Raw genomic sequence first — 15,672 nt, 5'->3', positions numbered from 1 at the left:
CACCGCCGTAACAAGAAACACTAATTTAGCGGGTTTCAACCCCATGGCTGCACGCTTGATGGTTAATTAATCGTTCTCCGACAGTGACGAGTTAACCGCTGCGGCGCAATGTAAACCATTTGTTAAGGTTAATGGCGAAGCGAGCCTGTGGATATCCCTGCCCGACGGCTGGCATCAGCCGTAAACGCCGCGCACGATCCGCTTCAAGGCCGTTGCCGCCTTCTCCCAATCCTTGCCGTTCTTCAAGACGAGGCCGGCGCATTGGTCGCTAACGGCCGCAGCTAGGACGATATGCTGGATGGCCGCAAAGATCATGGCATTGACGGCCTGAGCATCGACGCCCTTGGGAGGCACGAGAGAGCCGCGCATGCGCTCGATCCAGCCGGCGAGCGCCTTGGATCGAGCCTCGGACAGGCGGCGCACCTGCTCGCTATTCTCGGAGACTTCCCAGGCGACGATGCGGCGCATGAGGGGATCGGCGCGCAAAGCATCGAGGAACAGCATCGAAAGCCGCTCCATCAGATCGCCATAGGTCAAAAGGAACATGCCGCCGGTATCGTCGGGGATGCGATCGGTGACCCAGCTGCCGAGATCGGTGCCGATGGCCTCCACAAGGCCATTCAAGCCGCCGTAATAGCGGTAAATCAGCTGCTTGTCGCAGCCGGCACCGCGGGCCACCGCATTGATACCGAAATTCTGGAATCCCTCCTCCGCCAGCAGCCGCTTGGCGGCATCGAGGATTGCCTGCTCCGTCGCGGCGCGATTGCGCACGCGCTTTTCAGGCATGGGCGCTTCCAGGGGGATTTTAGCGGCAGCGTTTGCAGGGGACATCGACTCGACTCCAATCTGTCACCGAGCGGTGAATAGCAAGCCAAGTCGCCTCGAACAATGACGTCAGCGGGGCTCTTGTCCGTCAAACCGCGCGAATCCACAGATTAGAGATATTGACCAAACCATACTGTCGTTTCGGACGCCAGACTTGGAGGCAGTTCTACGGGAACAAAACCGCGCGACGACCAGAAGCGGATGCCGTTGTGATTGCTGCTATTGGCACCGAGATGAACGCCTTTAACGCCGCTCGCCCGAGCATTCGCCATCCAGCGATCCAGCAATGCTGTTCCGATGCCTCTGCCCTGGGCGCGTGGGAGCAGGTTCATATGAATATGTGCGGGGAACCGTTCGACAAGGATCGCCGGCGCCTGTTTTGGATGATGGATCGCCGATATCCGTTTCTGATCCTCATTCCAAAGGGCTGGATCACCCTCTGGATCAGCATAAAGCCGCCGCAGATGCGGCCACCATTCGCGCTCCAGCCGCTGCCCAAAGGCGATCGTATCGAAGACGCCAGCGATATAGCCGAAAACACCCTCGCCATCCTCCGCAACGAAAACCAGTTCGGGATGAAGCTTGGCATAGGGCGCGGAATAGATGTGTCCGATCAGCCGGCCGTCGCGGTAGAGCGACGTCGCATCCTTGCCGGCATCGCCGGTCAGGAGCGAGATGGCGTAGAGCTGATCAATATCCTCGGGCCGAACGGTTCGAACGGAGACCATCGCTTATGTCGCCGGCGGATACAGCAGATCGACGATGTAGCTGGCATCGAAGCGTGAATCGAGCATTCCATAGGTGGCGCGCCAGCCGCCGGCGAGACGGGTTTCTATGAAGGCGTCAGCAATCTTGCCGGCTCCGAGGCGATAGAGCTCGGCGGCACCGGCGGCGAGCGCCATTTGCTCGACCAGCAGGCGGGCAGCGCCCTCATCCTGCTCGCATAGCGCCATGGCGGCGCGCAGGACATCGATGGTCTTCTTGCCGGCCGGGCCGAGATCGCGGGCAAGGCCGGCAAAGACAGTCTCGAACAGGTCCCTGCCCCGGTTGAGTACGCGCAGTACGTCGAGCGCCATGACATTGCCGGAGCCTTCCCAGATCGCGTTAACAGGGGCTTCGCGGTAATGGCGGGCGATCGGGCGCTCCTCGATGTAGCCGCTACCGCCGATGCACTCCATGGCTTCGTAGATCAGCGCCGGCGCGATCTTGCAGCACCAGTATTTGGCAACCGGCGTCATGACGCGCGCATAGGCGGCATCTTCGCTGCTGCCGCTGGCTTTGTCGAAGGCCTCGGCCAGGCGGAAGGCGAGCGCGGTTGCGGCGGCGACATCGAGCGCCATATCGGCAAGCACGCGCGTCATGATCGGCTGGTTGACCAGCATCTTACCGAAGACGCTGCGGCCGCGCGCATGATGCACAGCTTCGGCGAGCGAGGCGCGCATGATACCGGCGGAGGCCAGCGCGCAGTCGAGCCGCGTCAGCGTCACCATATCAAGGATCGTGCGGATGCCAGCATCGGGTGCGCCGAGCAGGAAGCCGAACGTGTCGGTGAACTCGACTTCGGAGGAGGCATTTGAGCGATTGCCGAGCTTGTCCTTCAGGCGCTGGAAGTGCAGGCCGTTGGCCGAGCCATCCTCAAGCAGCCGCGGTACCAGGAAGCAGCCCATGCCGTCCTTGGTCTGGGCAAGCATGATAAAGGCATCGCTCATCGGTGCCGACATGAACCACTTATGGCCCGAGAGCCTATAGATGCCTTCGCTGACCTTGTCGGCACTCGTCTTGTTGGCGCGCACATCCGTGCCGCCCTGCTTTTCCGTCATGCCCATGCCGATGGTGACGGCACTCTTCTGCATGGCGGGCTTGTTGGACGAATCGTACTTGCGCGACAGAATCTTCGGCGCCCAATCCTTCTGCACCGCCGGGGAAGCCATCATGGCGGCAACCGAGGCGCTGGTCATCGTCAGGGGGCAGAGGTGGCCGCATTCGAGCTGAGCCGTCAGATAGAAGCGAGCGGCGCGCACCTTGTGCGAGTGACCCTTCGCCTCCGGATCGGCCTGCGCATCCCAGATCGAGGAATGCAGGCCCATCGCCATGGAGCGGCGCATCAGCGCGTGCCAGGCCGGATGGAATTCCACGACATCCAGACGCTCGCCGCGCGGCCCATGGGTGCGCAGCTGCGGCGTGCCCTGGTTCGCCATGCGCGCCAGTTCCTGCGCCTCGTGCGAGGTGACGAAACGACCATGCTGCTCCAGCTCTTCCCGGATCGAACGAGGCAGGCCGGAGGTGAGATCGACGATCAGCGGATCGGAACGATAGGCATTGATGCCAGTCCAGAGGCTCGGCTGGTTCAGGTCGGCAAAGGGGTCGTCAGTCCGGGTCGGTTGGGTCATGAATCGCTTGTAGAGCAAGTAGGTTGCAAAGGGAAACTGGAAGTTACGTCTCCCACCGGCATAGCTCCTGTAGCGGGATTCGAGCGAAATTGCATGGGGAACACGCAGCCTCGGCGCACGCCGCCGCTTGCCCCATCGGCGCTCCCTCTTTATAGACCGCCTGACGAAATCCAGAGGGCAGGTTCATGGTCTTCTTTCCCCACCGCCACCTCATCGGCATCAAGGGCCTCACCGAGCAGGATATTACCTATCTTCTCGACAAGGCTGACGAGGCGGTCAAGATCAGCCGCCAGCGCGAGAAAAAGACGTCGACGCTTCGCGGGTTGACGCAGATCAATCTCTTCTTCGAAGCATCGACGCGCACGCAATCCTCTTTTGAACTTGCCGGCAAACGGCTCGGCGCCGACGTGATGAATATGTCGGTCGGCAATTCCTCGGTCAAAAAAGGCGAGACGCTGATCGATACGGCGATGACGCTGAATGCGATGCGGCCTGATGTGCTTGTCATCCGTCATTCGAGCGCGGGTGCCGCAGCACTTCTGGCGCAGAAAGTCTCCTGCTCGGTCGTCAATGCCGGCGACGGCCAGCACGAGCATCCGACCCAGGCGCTTCTCGACGCGCTGACGATCCGCCGCGCCAAAGGCAAGCTTTCGCGCATCATCGTGGCGATCTGCGGCGACGTGCTGCATTCGCGCGTGGCCCGCTCCAATATCCTGCTTCTCAACGCCATGGGGGCGCGCGTCCGCGTCGTTGCCCCCGCCACGTTGCTGCCGGCAGGCATCGCCGACATGGGCGTGGAAGTCTTCCACTCGATGAAAGAGGGGCTGAAGGATGCTGACGTCGTCATGATGCTGCGGCTGCAGCGCGAGCGCATGTCGGGCGCCTTCGTGCCTTCGGTGCGCGAATATTATCACTTCTACGGCCTCGACGCCGAGACGCTCAAGGCCGCCAAGGAGGATGCGCTCGTGATGCATCCAGGCCCGATGAACCGCGGGGTGGAAATCGCCTCCGAAGTGGCCGATGGCCCGCAAAGCGTCATTGCCGAACAGGTGGAGATGGGCGTCGCCGTCCGCATGGCCGTGATGGAGACCCTGCTCGTTTCACAGAACCAGGGACCTCGCACCGAGGGAGTGGGCGCATGAGCAACTCGATCGTCCTCCAGAACGTCCGGATCATCGACCCCTCGCGCGATCTCGATGAGGTCGGTACGATCGTCGTCGAAGACGGCGTGATCGTTGCCTCCGGCAAGGATGCGAAGAGCCACGGCATTCCCAAAGGCGCGACGGTTCGCGATTGCAATGGCCTCGTCGCCATTCCTGGCCTCGTCGACGCGCGTGTGCATGTCGGCGAACCCGGCGGCGAGCATCGTGAAACCATCGCGTCTGCCAGCCGTGCGGCAGCAGCGGGCGGGGTCACCTCCTTCATCATGATGCCGGACACGGATCCGGTCATCGACGACATCGCGCTTGTCGAATTCGTCCGAAAGACGGCGCGCGACACGGCCGTCGTCAACGTCTATCCGGCCGCCGCCCTCACCAAGGGGCTGGCCGGCGAGGAGATGACGGAGATCGGCCTGCTGCGGGAAGCCGGTGCCGTCGTCTTCACCGATGCCCATTCCAGTGTCCACGACAGTCAGGTCCTGCGTCGCATCATGACCTATGCGCGCGAATTCGGCGCCGTGATTTCCTGCGAAACACGCGACAAATATCTCGGCGCCAATGGCGTCATGCATGAAGGCCTTCTGGCAAGCTGGTTGGGCCTTTCGGGCATTCCGAAAGAAGCCGAACTGATCCCGCTGGAGCGCGACCTCCGAATCGCGACGCTGACGCGCAGTCATTATCATGCGGCGATGATTTCCGTGCCGGAATCGGCCGAGGCCATCCGCCTCGCCCGCTCGCGCGGCGCCAAAGTCACTTGCGGCATCTCTATCAACAATCTCGCGCTCAATGAGAACGACATCGGCGAGTACCGCACCTTCTTCAAGCTCTATCCGCCGCTGCGCTCCGAGGATGACCGTATGGGCATGATCGAGGCGCTGGCCGACGGCACGATCGACATCATCGTCTCCTCGCATGATCCGCAGGATGTCGATACGAAACGTCTGCCGTTCGGCGAGGCTGAAGACGGTGCCGTTGGACTCGAAACCCTACTTCCGGCGGCGCTCCGGCTCTATCACAGCGGTCAGGTCAGCCTGATGCGGCTCGTCGATGCGCTCTCCACGCGGCCAGCGCAGATCTTCGGGCTCCCCGCTGGTACGCTGAAGCCCGGCGCTAAAGCGGATATCGCTCTCGTCGATCTCGACGAGCCTTGGCTTGTCGCAAAAGACATGCTTTTGTCGCGCTCGAAGAATACGCCCTTCGAGGATGCGAGAATGAGCGGCCGGGCGGTTGCAACCTATGTCGCCGGTAAGCTGGTTCACAGTCTCTGAGGCAAGCGCCAGGGTTTACGGAGAATAAGACGCGATGGCTGATTTCTGGACTTGGCAGCTTACCCTGCAGACCGCGCTTGCCGCCCTCATCATCGGCTATCTGCTCGGCTCCATCCCCTTCGGCCTGTTGCTGACCCGCATGGCCGGTCTTGGCGATGTGCGCAATATCGGTTCGGGCAATATCGGCGCAACCAATGTGCTGCGCACTGGCAATAAGGGGCTTGCAGCCGCGACCCTACTGCTCGATGCCTTCAAGGGTACCGCAGCAGTCCTGATCGCGGCGCATTTCTTCGGGGAGGATGCCGGCGTGCTGGCCGGCTTCGCCGCCTTCATCGGCCACATCTTCCCGGTCTGGATCGGCTTCAAGGGCGGCAAGGGTGTCGCCACCTATCTCGGCATCTTGCTCGGCCTCGCGCCGCTGATGGCTTTGATTTTCGCCATCGTCTGGCTGGCGATCGCCTTTACCACGCGCTATTCCTCACTTTCCGCACTGGTTGCAACTCTTGTCATCCCGGTTGTATTGTGGATATTGGGCGTCGACAAGATCGCCGCTGTCATGGCGCTGATGACCGTCATCTCCTGGTATAAGCATAGGGCAAATATTGCCCGGCTGACTGCGGGAACGGAAGGCAAGATCGGAGCAAAGGGATAATGGACACAGGCAGCGCAAGACGGACGGGAGTTGCGCTGACCGAAAAACAGAGGATCGCCTGGCTCAGGCTCATCCGCTCCGACAATGTCGGTCCCTCCACCTTTCGCGATCTCATCAATCACTACGGCTCCGCCGAAGCTGCGCTCGCCATGCTGCCGGAGCTCTCGCAACGCGGTGGCTCGACGCGCAGCGTCCGTATCGCCGACGAGCGGGATGCATTGCGAGAACTGGAAGCGGCGCATCGTTTCGGAGCGCGCTTCGTTGGCATCGGTGAACCGGACTATCCCCCTGCCCTTCGCGAGATCGATGGCGCTCCACCGCTGCTGGCCGTCAAAGGCAATGTGCCGACAGCGACGCGCCCGGCCATCGGCATGGTCGGCTCGCGAAATGCATCGATCAGCGGTGTCAAATTCACGGCCATGATCGCACGCATCTGTGGCGAGGCCGGCTATGCCGTGGTCTCGGGCCTGGCGCGCGGCATCGATACGGCAGCCCATCGCGCAAGCCTCCCAACCGGCACGATCGCCGCTATGGCAGGCGGGCTGGACCAGCCTTATCCACCCGAGAATATCGGCCTGCTCAACGATATCTGGGATGGTAACGGGCTTGCCGTGAGCGAGATGCCGTTCGGCTGGGAACCTCGGGCGCGCGATTTCCCGCGCCGCAACCGCCTGATATCAGGCATATCGCTCGGTGTCGTAGTCGTCGAGGCGGCAACGCGATCCGGCTCGCTGATAACCGCACGCCTGGCCGGAGAATTCGGCAGGCTTGTCTTTGCCGTTCCCGGCTCGCCGCTCGATCCACGCTGCGAAGGGACGAACGGCCTGCTGAAAGACGGCGCGATGATCGTCACGTCACCGGACGATATCGTTGAGGCGTTGCGACCGCTCGCCGAGCCGGACCTCTTTCGCCCGCGCCCCGCCGCGCCGCCCGTTGAAAGAAGCGGACCGCTCTCCGCGCCGCCCGATGACGCCGAGCGCGACCATATCGTCGAAGCACTCGGGCCGACGCCGGTCGAAATCGACGATATCGTCCGCCACACCGGCTTATCGATATCTGCCGTTCACTCCGTTCTTCTCGAACTCGACATGGCTGGTCGGCTGCATCGGCACCCCGGCGGACTGGTATCGATCTCCATGCTGGATTGAAAACTGTGACACGCGTACCGATTCTAAGCATCGCATCGTCGCCCCAAGCGCAAAAATCGCATTACAGTGCCACGCGTCACATATGACGAGCAAAGGTCGCTGTAACACATTAAAGGTGCTGCACAATTTTATCCTTCAATCGATTCCGATTTAAGGAATTATGCAGTAGCCTCTTGACCGCGACGATTTCCCTGTCCATGTCGGAAGGCCGGGAAGACGGAAAAACCCGGTATCTCCCGCGTCTTATACCGGCGCGACCTCGTATTCAGAGACTTGATGATGAACGTTGTAGTGGTGGAATCGCCTGCCAAGGCCAAGACAATCAATAAATATCTGGGACCCGGATATAAGGTTCTTGCATCCTTCGGCCATGTGCGTGACCTGCCCGCCAAAGACGGTTCGGTGCTGCCGGACCAGGATTTCGAAATGCTATGGGAAGTCGATGGTGCCTCGCAAAAGCGCATCAAGGACATCGCCGATGCGCTGAAAACCTCCGACGGCCTGATTCTCGCGACCGACCCGGATCGCGAGGGCGAAGCCATTTCCTGGCATGTGCTCGACGTGCTGAACAAGAAGCGCGTCATCAACGGCAAGCCGGTGAAGCGCGTCGTCTTCAATGCCATCACCAAGAAGGCCGTTCTCGACGCCATGGCCGAGCCACGCGACATCGACGTGCCGCTGGTAGATGCCTATCTCGCCCGTCGTGCCCTCGACTATCTCGTCGGCTTTAACCTGTCGCCGGTTCTCTGGCGCAAGCTGCCTGGCGCCCGTTCGGCTGGTCGCGTACAGTCCGTTGCCCTTCGTCTCGTCTGCGATCGCGAGTCGGAGATCGAACGCTTCATCTCGGAAGAATACTGGAACCTCTCAGCGATCCTGAAGACGCCGCGCGGCGACGAGTTCGAAGCGCGTCTGGTCTCCGCTGACGGCAAGCGCCTGCAGCCGCGCGCGATCGGCAACGGCGAAGAGGCCGGCAAGCTAAAGGCCCTGCTCGAAGGCGCCTCCTATATCGTCGACACCGTCGAAGCGAAGCCGGTCAAGCGCAACCCCAGCCCGCCATTCACCACTTCGACGCTGCAGCAGGCCGCCTCCTCGAAGCTCGGCTTCTCGGCCTCGCGCACCATGCAGGTGGCGCAAAAGCTCTATGAGGGCGTCGATATCGGCGGAGAGACCGTCGGTCTCATCACCTATATGCGTACCGACGGCGTGCAGATGGCGCCGGAAGCGATCGATGCGGCACGCCGCGCCATCGCCAACCAGTTCGGTGACCGTTACCTGCCGGAAAAGGCGCGTTTCTATTCCACCAAAGCAAAGAATGCCCAGGAAGCGCATGAAGCGATCCGCCCGACCGATTTCGACCGCGTGCCGGATCGCATCCGCAAATTCCTCGATGACGACCAGCTGAAGCTCTACGACCTGATCTGGAAGCGCGGCATCGCCAGCCAGATGGCTTCGGCCGAAATCGAGCGCACGACCGTCGAGATCCTGGCCGATAACGCCGGCAAGAAGGCCGGCCTGCGCGCCGTCGGCTCCGTCATTCGTTTCGACGGCTTCATCGCCGCCTATACCGATCAGAAGGAAGATGGCGAGCAGAGCGACGACAGCGAAGAAGGCGGTCGCCTGCCCGAAATCAATGCTCGCGAAAACCTCGCCAAGCAGAAGATCAACTCGACCCAGCATTTCACCGAACCGCCGCCGCGCTATTCGGAAGCATCGCTGATCAAGAAGATGGAAGAGCTCGGTATCGGCCGCCCCTCCACCTATGCGGCGACGCTCGCAACCCTACGCGATCGCGATTATGTGACCATCGACAAGCGCAAGCTGGTGCCGCAGGCCAAGGGACGGCTGGTGACGGCTTTCCTCGAAAGCTTCTTCACCAAGTATGTGGAGTATGATTTCACGGCCGATCTCGAAGAGAAGCTCGACCGCATCTCCGCTGGCGAGCTGAACTGGAAGGACGTGCTGCGCGACTTCTGGCGTGATTTCTTTGCCCAGATCGAGGACACCAAGGAACTACGCGTCACCAACGTCCTCGACGCCTTGAACGACGCGCTGGCGCCGCTTGTCTTCCCGAAGCGCGAGGATGGCAGCGATCCGCGCATCTGCCAGGTGTGCGGCACGGGCAACCTGTCGCTGAAGCTCGGCAAATACGGCGCCTTCGTCGGCTGCTCGAACTATCCGGAATGCAATTATACCCGCCAGCTTTCGTCGGAAGGCGGCGCGGAAGCCGAATCCAACGGACTAAACGAGCCGAAGGCGCTCGGCGCCGATCCGGTGACGGGCGAAGAGCTGACGCTGCGTTCGGGCCGCTTCGGTCCTTATATCCAGCGCGGCGACGGCAAGGATGCCAAGCGCGCTTCGCTGCCGCGCGGCTGGAAGCCTGAGGACATCGATTATGAAAAGGCGATGGCGCTGATCTCGCTGCCGCGCGATATCGGCAAGCATCCGGAAACCGGCAAGATGATCTCTTCCGGCATCGGCCGCTACGGGCCTTTCCTTCTGCATGACGGCAGCTATGCCAACCTCGAAAGCGTCGAGGACGTCTTCACCGTCGGTCTCAACCGCGCGGTGACGCTGATTGCCGAAAAGCAGAGCAAGGCAGCTGGCGGCAAGGCACGCGGCGGCACACCGGCAGCACTGAAGGAACTGGGCGAGCATCCGGATGGCGGCGGCGCGATCACCGTTCGCGACGGCAAGTACGGCCCCTATGTCAACTGGGGCAAGGTCAATGCGACGCTGCCGAAAGGCACGGATCCGCAGGCGATCACGGTCGAGGAAGCTCTGGCTCTGATTGCTGCCAAGGCGGGCAAGAGCGGCGGCACCACCAAGAAGGCGCCCGCCAAGGCAAAGACCGCGGCAGCCGGCGCAAAAGCGACGAAAACGACCGCCAAGCCGAAGGCTGCTGCAAAGAAGCCTGCGGCCAAGACGGCAGCGAAAAAGAAGAGTGCAGAGTGAGCAGAGAACCGCGCGGCAAGATTTCATCGTCGGAGCGACGCCCCGGCAAGTCTGGTCGCGCGATCAAGCGGGGCGAGAGTGCAGAGCCGATGATGGCCATCATGCACGGCGTTCTGCCGCCGCGCGAGGTCATCCTGCGCTTTATCGCTGATCATCCGCAGCAGGCGTCCAAGCGCGAGCTTGCCAAAGCCTTTGGCCTGAAGGGTGAGAGCCGCGTCGCGCTGAAGGACCTTTTGCGCGAGCTCGAAGAAGAAGGCATGGTGCAGAAGAGCCGCAAGTCGCTCATCCGACCCGGCGCGCTGCCGCCGATCGCCGTGCTCGACATCACAACGCGCGACAAGGATGGCATGCTGATCGGCCGTCCCGCCGAATGGGCTGAGGAAAATGGCGTCGCGCCTGCCGTGTTGATCAAGCAGTCTTCCTCGCCGGCTGGCCGCAACGGCAGGGGCAAGGCGCCGGTCGCCGGCATGGGTGACCGCATCCTCGCGAAGATCTTCTCGGCCGTCGATCGCGGCGGCCCGGCCTACACCGCCCGCATCATCAAGGTCATCGACAGGCGACAGGGCGCCTCCATGGGCGTCTTCCGCGAGACACCCGGTGGCGGCGGACGGCTGATGCCGATCGAACGGCGCGGCGAGGAGATGGTGATCGACCCGGATTATACCGGCGGCGCCAAAGACGGCGACCTGGTCGAAGTCGAAGTGGCGCGTCTCGGCCGCTTCGGCCTGCAGCGCGCCAAGGTTCTGTCGGTCATCGGCTCCGTCGCCTCGGAAAAGGCGATCTCAATGATCGCCATCCATGCGCATGGAATTCCTCACGTTTTCCCTCCCGCCGTGATCGCGGAGGCCGATGCCGCAAAGCCGGCCACCATGTCCCATCGCGAGGATTGGCGCAGCCTGCCGCTGATAACAATCGACCCGGCCGACGCCAAGGACCATGACGACGCTGTCTATGCCGAAATGGACCCAGCGCCCGACAATCCGGACGGCGTGATCGTCACCGTCGCCATCGCCGACGTCTCCTGGTATGTGCGTCCGAACTCGCCGCTCGACCGCGAGGCGCTGAAACGGGGCAATTCGGTCTACTTTCCCGATCGCGTCGTGCCGATGCTGCCCGAGCGCATCTCCAATGATCTTTGCTCGCTTAAGGAAGGCGTCGACCGCCCTGCCCTCGCGGTTCGAATGATCTTCTCCAAGGAAGGCCGCAAGGCCGGGCATACGTTCCATCGCATCATGATGAAGAGCGCGGCCAAGCTTTCCTATCAGCAGGCGCAGGCGGCGATCGATGGCAAGCCCGACGACAAGACCGGTCCGATGCTGGACCCGATCCTGAAGCCGCTCTGGCACGCCTACAACATTCTTAAAAAGGGCCGTGACCGGCGCCAGCCGCTCGAGCTCGACATGCCCGAGCGCAAGATCCTGTTGAAGCCGGACGGCACCGTCGATCGCGTCTTCGTGCCGCCGCGCCTCGATGCGCACAAGCTCATCGAAGAAATGATGATCCAGGCGAATGTCGCCGCGGCAGAAACGCTGGAAAAGCGGAAGCAGGTACTGATCTATCGTATCCACGATGGCCCGACGCTCGCCAAGCAGGAGGTGTTGCGCGAATTCCTCGCCACCCTCGGCATATCGCTTGCCAAGGGCGGCAACGTGCGCGCCAACAGTTTCAACGGCATCTTGGCGAAAGCCGAGGGTACGGCGCATCAGACCATGGTCAACGAGATGGTGCTGCGCTCGCAGAGCCAGGCGATCTACAGCCCCGACAATATCGGGCATTTCGGCCTGAACCTGATGAAATACGCCCACTTCACCTCACCCATCCGTCGCTATGCCGACTTGATCGTGCATCGCGCGCTCGTCGGCTCGCTCGGCCTCGGCGAAGGTGCGATCACGCCGGACGAAGAGGCGTCGCTCGACGATATCGCAGCTGAGATCTCTACCTTCGAGCGCCGTGCCATGGCCGCCGAACGCGAGACCGTGGACCGGCTGATTGCTCATCATCTCGCCGGCCGTGTCGGTGCGGAATTTGAGGCCCGGGTCGGCGGCGTCACCAAGTCGGGACTTTTTGTCACCCTGCCGGACTATGGCGCCGACGGTTTCATCCCTATATCTACGCTCGGCACCGATTACTTCATTTATGACGAGGCGCATCAGGCGCTGACGGGTGAAAGGACGGGGCTCGGCTATCGTCTCGGCGACGATGTCACGGTGAGACTGGCGGAAGCCGTACCGCTTGCCGGAGCCCTGCGCTTCGAAATGCTGAGCGACGGCAAGCCTATGCCGACGGCGGTGCGCTCCTTCCACAAGGCGACCCGCCGCAACAAGAACCCGGCCCGCAAGGCGCCAGGCACGAGACCGCCGCGCGGCCGTAGATAAAAGACGGCTGCCGGCACGGAGGAAGCGTATTCATGACGGGCAGCCCATCCGACTCTCCCATCCGCTTCGGCGGTTCAGACGAGAGCGAACGTCCGCTCGGACGGTCGATTTCCCGCGGCATGCTGAACCGCTGCCCGCGCTGCGGCACCGGCAAGCTCTTTCGCGCTTTCCTGAAGCCTGTCGACCGTTGCGCGGTCTGCGACGAAGATATTTCCCATCAGCGCGCCGACGACCTGCCGCCCTATCTGGTGATCCTCGTTCTCGGCCACCTCATCGTCGGCGGCTACATGCTGACTGATATGACCTTCAAGCTGCCGCTCTGGGCGCATCTCGCCATCTGGGCACCGATCACCATTATCGCGGCGCTTGCCATCATCCAGCCGATTAAGGGTGGCGTCATCGGCCTGCAATGGGCGCTGCGCATGCATGGCTTCGGCGGCCATGATGACAGCCCGGAGGAATGGGATCAGGGGAACGATCGTTCGTGACGATAGGTGCCCGCCCCCGCAGCCGGCCAGCGCCCATGGCCGAAGTTGTCTTGCCACATCGCACTCTTCTATCGGGAATCGTCGTCGATTCGACCAATATTCGCCATTCGCGCGAGCTCGTTAATCAGCAACGGCTTGACATCGGCAACATTTCTTGTCTGAACATGCCCCGCGTCAAGGGGACCATTCCGGAGGGTTTGACCGATCTCATGAAAGCCGACCCGTCACCTGAATTTGGCCGAGCCGTGCCTTTCTATGTTCCGCGTCCGGATCGATTCGACCGTCTCATGCTCCAGGAATCAGTTTATGCTTGAACCGACGAACGACAAGGCCGGCCATGTCGAAGAAATTCACTGGCCTTCGCTCGTCGCAGCCATAGCGTCCGTATCCGCCGTCGGCATTGCCATCGGCCTTGGCCTGCCGCTTCTGAGTATTATTCTTGAAAAACGCGGCGTTCCCTCAAGCCTGATCGGGCTCAATACTGCGATGATGGGCGTCGCTTCGATGCTGGCAGCGGTCGTCACGACCAAGCTCGCGCACCGCTTCGGTGTCGTGCAAACGATGATCTGGGCCGTCTTCCTGTCGGCACTGAGCTCGCTCGGCTTCTATTATGCGGAAAATCTGCTGCTGTGGTTTCCGCTGCGCATCGTCTTTCATGGGGCGACGACGACGCTGTTCATCCTGTCGGAATTCTGGATCAATGCTGCATCGCCGCCTTCGAAGCGCGGCTTTGTGCTCGGGCTTTACTCCACCGTGTTCTCGCTCGGTTTTGCGGCCGGCCCCCTGCTCTTTTCCGTTGTCGGCAGCGAAGGCTTGATGCCCTTTATCATCGGCGCCTGCATCATTCTGGCTGCTGCCATCCCGATCTTCATCGCCCGCAATGAGAGCCCGATCGTCGACGAGAAGCCGGAGCTGCACTTCGTCCGCTATATCTTCCTGGTGCCAACGGCGACAGCCGCAGTCTTCGTGTTCGGCGCGGTCACCGTCGGCGGCGGCTCGCTCTTCACCAGCTATGCGACACGTCTCGGCTTCAACGAATCACAGGCCGCACTGCTGCTGACCGTCATGGGCGTCGGCAATTTCGTCTTTCAGATTCCACTCGGCCTGCTTGCCGACCGCATGCGCGACAAGCGGCCGTTGCTGTCGATCATGGCCACGATCGGGCTTGTCGGAGCGCTTCTGCTGCCCTCCCTCGCATCGAACTGGATCATTCTCGCGATCATCCTGCTCTTCTGGGGAGGCTGCGTTTCCGGCATGTATACGGTCGGGCTCAGCCATCTGGGCACGCGGCTGACCGGCGTCGATCTGGTGGCGGCCAACGCGGCCTTCGTCTTCTGTTACGCCGTCGGCATGGTTCTGGGGCCGCCGACGATCGGTACCGCCATGGATCTCGCCAATCCGAGCGGCTTTGCCTGGGCTGTGGCCTTTTTCTTCGGCCTTTATGTCCTGCTTTCGGGGATACGCCTGCTTTTCATGGGCAACAGAGGTTGACTTTTCGGGCGCGATTTGTATTTTCGCGCCAGAATTCGCCGTGGACCTCCGCACTGGCCGTCCACGGCGTTCATTTTTATTAAAGGCAGGACGACCATGGCCAAGGCTACCACCATCAAGATCAAGCTGCTGTCGACGGCCGACACCGGTTTCTTCTACGTCACGACGAAGAACAGCCGTACGATGACGGACAAGATGACGAAGACGAAGTACGACCCGATTGCTAAGAAGCATGTCGAGTTCAAGGAAACGAAGATCAAGTAAGTTTCCTAAACTTTAGGTTACAAAAAGGTGCTAAACCCTCGGGTTAGCGCCTTTTTTGTTTTGGCGGCATCGTCTCGATCGTTGTCCGATTTTGCGACGTCAGTTAGAAAACTCCCGCGTGGAGCAATGGCCTGCCGTGTCGGCAGAAAAGAAAAACGCCGCCTTCGATGAACGAAGAGCGGCGTTTTAAAATTGGGGGCCGGCTAGCCTGCAAAACGGCACGAGGAACCGTTATCTTTCTGCCTGCCAGCCGACCGACCCCACGACCCAGGAGATGCGGCGGACCTGAGCATCATGGGGTATCTCGGAACCCTTGCGGGTTGTCCAGGTACGAGACTAAATTCGCGCGAAACCGAAAGAAAATCAACAAATTCTTAATGATAAAAAATGCCTGTCTGCTCGGATGGTTAAAATTCATGACTTTGGTGGAAAGGAATGTCCGATAGTCTTAGTGAAATTAACTCAAGAAACTATCAAGAATAAAGTGATAATGCCTCCTTTGTTAGAAAAGATCGAATACAGATATTCAAGAGCATTTGAATATACAAATTACATTCAGTTAATCGGTCAACTTTCAACGGACATCTCATCAACACTCCGCCAACAAAACAAAACTATATGCCGATAAGACAAGAATATTCCGAAAGTACCCGAAAAGT

13 protein-coding genes are annotated in these 15,672 nt (G+C 61.1%); 10 read left to right on the top strand and 3 right to left on the bottom strand.

What is annotated here, in order from left to right; all coding sequences use genetic code 11:
• Positions 1 to 174 precede the first annotated feature (174 nt).
• The 3 genes from FBZ97_RS15195 to FBZ97_RS15185 form a co-directional block, all read right to left on the bottom strand.
• On the bottom strand, positions 175 to 831 hold the full coding sequence (locus FBZ97_RS15195) for a TetR/AcrR family transcriptional regulator (RefSeq protein ID WP_145320359.1): 657 nt from the start codon (positions 829 to 831) through the stop codon (positions 175 to 177).
• Between the two features lie 104 nt (positions 832 to 935).
• Positions 936 to 1,553, bottom strand: coding sequence for a GNAT family N-acetyltransferase (locus FBZ97_RS15190; protein WP_145320361.1), 618 nt, complete (start codon positions 1,551 to 1,553; stop codon positions 936 to 938).
• 3 nt (positions 1,554 to 1,556) lie between these two features.
• Complete coding sequence (locus FBZ97_RS15185) at positions 1,557 to 3,215, bottom strand: acyl-CoA dehydrogenase family protein (protein WP_145320363.1); 1,659 nt, start codon at positions 3,213 to 3,215, stop codon at positions 1,557 to 1,559.
• 185 nt (positions 3,216 to 3,400) lie between these two features.
• Between FBZ97_RS15185 and FBZ97_RS15180 the strand changes: the two genes are divergently transcribed.
• The 10 genes from FBZ97_RS15180 (at position 3,401) to rpmG (ending at position 15,013) form a co-directional block, all read left to right on the top strand.
• On the top strand, positions 3,401 to 4,357 hold the full coding sequence (locus FBZ97_RS15180) for an aspartate carbamoyltransferase catalytic subunit (protein WP_069614943.1): 957 nt from the start codon (positions 3,401 to 3,403) through the stop codon (positions 4,355 to 4,357).
• Positions 4,354 to 5,643 (top strand): dihydroorotase, encoded by a 1,290-nt coding sequence (locus FBZ97_RS15175; RefSeq protein ID WP_145320365.1) that lies wholly within the window; start codon positions 4,354 to 4,356, stop codon positions 5,641 to 5,643. Before FBZ97_RS15180 ends, FBZ97_RS15175 begins: the two co-directional genes overlap by 4 nt.
• Before the next feature lie 34 nt (positions 5,644 to 5,677).
• Positions 5,678 to 6,295 (top strand): glycerol-3-phosphate 1-O-acyltransferase PlsY, encoded by a 618-nt coding sequence (gene plsY, locus FBZ97_RS15170; protein ID WP_113328955.1) that lies wholly within the window; start codon positions 5,678 to 5,680, stop codon positions 6,293 to 6,295.
• Complete coding sequence (gene dprA, locus FBZ97_RS15165) at positions 6,295 to 7,443, top strand: DNA-processing protein DprA (protein WP_145320366.1); 1,149 nt, start codon at positions 6,295 to 6,297, stop codon at positions 7,441 to 7,443. The genes plsY and dprA overlap by 1 nt, the downstream gene beginning before the upstream one ends.
• Positions 7,444 to 7,722: 279 nt before the next feature.
• Entirely contained in the window at positions 7,723 to 10,395 is a 2,673-nt protein-coding gene (gene topA / locus FBZ97_RS15160; RefSeq protein WP_145320948.1) for a type I DNA topoisomerase, read from the top strand.
• Positions 10,392 to 12,770 (top strand): ribonuclease R, encoded by a 2,379-nt coding sequence (rnr, locus tag FBZ97_RS15155; RefSeq protein WP_145320368.1) that lies wholly within the window; start codon positions 10,392 to 10,394, stop codon positions 12,768 to 12,770. The genes topA and rnr overlap by 4 nt, the downstream gene beginning before the upstream one ends.
• Before the next feature lie 32 nt (positions 12,771 to 12,802).
• Positions 12,803 to 13,258 (top strand): DUF983 domain-containing protein, encoded by a 456-nt coding sequence (locus tag FBZ97_RS15150; RefSeq protein WP_113233023.1) that lies wholly within the window; start codon positions 12,803 to 12,805, stop codon positions 13,256 to 13,258.
• A gap of 35 nt (positions 13,259 to 13,293) precedes the next feature.
• Positions 13,294 to 13,572 (top strand): hypothetical protein, encoded by a 279-nt coding sequence (locus tag FBZ97_RS15145; RefSeq protein ID WP_113328959.1) that lies wholly within the window; start codon positions 13,294 to 13,296, stop codon positions 13,570 to 13,572.
• Positions 13,565 to 14,749, top strand: coding sequence for an MFS transporter (locus tag FBZ97_RS15140; protein ID WP_069614950.1), 1,185 nt, complete (start codon positions 13,565 to 13,567; stop codon positions 14,747 to 14,749). Before FBZ97_RS15145 ends, FBZ97_RS15140 begins: the two co-directional genes overlap by 8 nt.
• A 96-nt stretch (positions 14,750 to 14,845) precedes the next feature.
• Entirely contained in the window at positions 14,846 to 15,013 is a 168-nt protein-coding gene (rpmG, locus tag FBZ97_RS15135) for a 50S ribosomal protein L33 (RefSeq protein WP_003587245.1), read from the top strand.
• Positions 15,014 to 15,672: the final 659 nt, after the last annotated feature.

It is taken from the genome of Rhizobium sp. ERR 942, assembly GCF_007828395.1.
GTDB classification, from domain to species: domain Bacteria; phylum Pseudomonadota; class Alphaproteobacteria; order Rhizobiales; family Rhizobiaceae; genus Rhizobium; species Rhizobium dioscoreae.
This window is presented reverse-complemented; position numbering and strand designations above follow the sequence as displayed.

Coding starts and splice junctions, on each gene's coding strand:
- FBZ97_RS15195 (WP_145320359.1), bottom strand. CDS start 831: ATGTCCCCTGCAAACGCTGCCGCTAAAATCCCCCTGGAAGCGCCCATG.
- FBZ97_RS15190 (WP_145320361.1), bottom strand. CDS start 1,553: ATGGTCTCCGTTCGAACCGTTCGGCCCGAGGATATTGATCAGCTCTAC.
- FBZ97_RS15185 (WP_145320363.1), bottom strand. CDS start 3,215: ATGACCCAACCGACCCGGACTGACGACCCCTTTGCCGACCTGAACCAG.
- FBZ97_RS15180 (WP_069614943.1), top strand. CDS start 3,401: ATGGTCTTCTTTCCCCACCGCCACCTCATCGGCATCAAGGGCCTCACC.
- FBZ97_RS15175 (WP_145320365.1), top strand. CDS start 4,354: ATGAGCAACTCGATCGTCCTCCAGAACGTCCGGATCATCGACCCCTCG.
- plsY (WP_113328955.1), top strand. CDS start 5,678: ATGGCTGATTTCTGGACTTGGCAGCTTACCCTGCAGACCGCGCTTGCC.
- dprA (WP_145320366.1), top strand. CDS start 6,295: ATGGACACAGGCAGCGCAAGACGGACGGGAGTTGCGCTGACCGAAAAA.
- topA (WP_145320948.1), top strand. CDS start 7,723: ATGAACGTTGTAGTGGTGGAATCGCCTGCCAAGGCCAAGACAATCAAT.
- FBZ97_RS15150 (WP_113233023.1), top strand. CDS start 12,803: ATGACGGGCAGCCCATCCGACTCTCCCATCCGCTTCGGCGGTTCAGAC.
- FBZ97_RS15145 (WP_113328959.1), top strand. CDS start 13,294: ATGGCCGAAGTTGTCTTGCCACATCGCACTCTTCTATCGGGAATCGTC.
- FBZ97_RS15140 (WP_069614950.1), top strand. CDS start 13,565: ATGCTTGAACCGACGAACGACAAGGCCGGCCATGTCGAAGAAATTCAC.
- rpmG (WP_003587245.1), top strand. CDS start 14,846: ATGGCCAAGGCTACCACCATCAAGATCAAGCTGCTGTCGACGGCCGAC.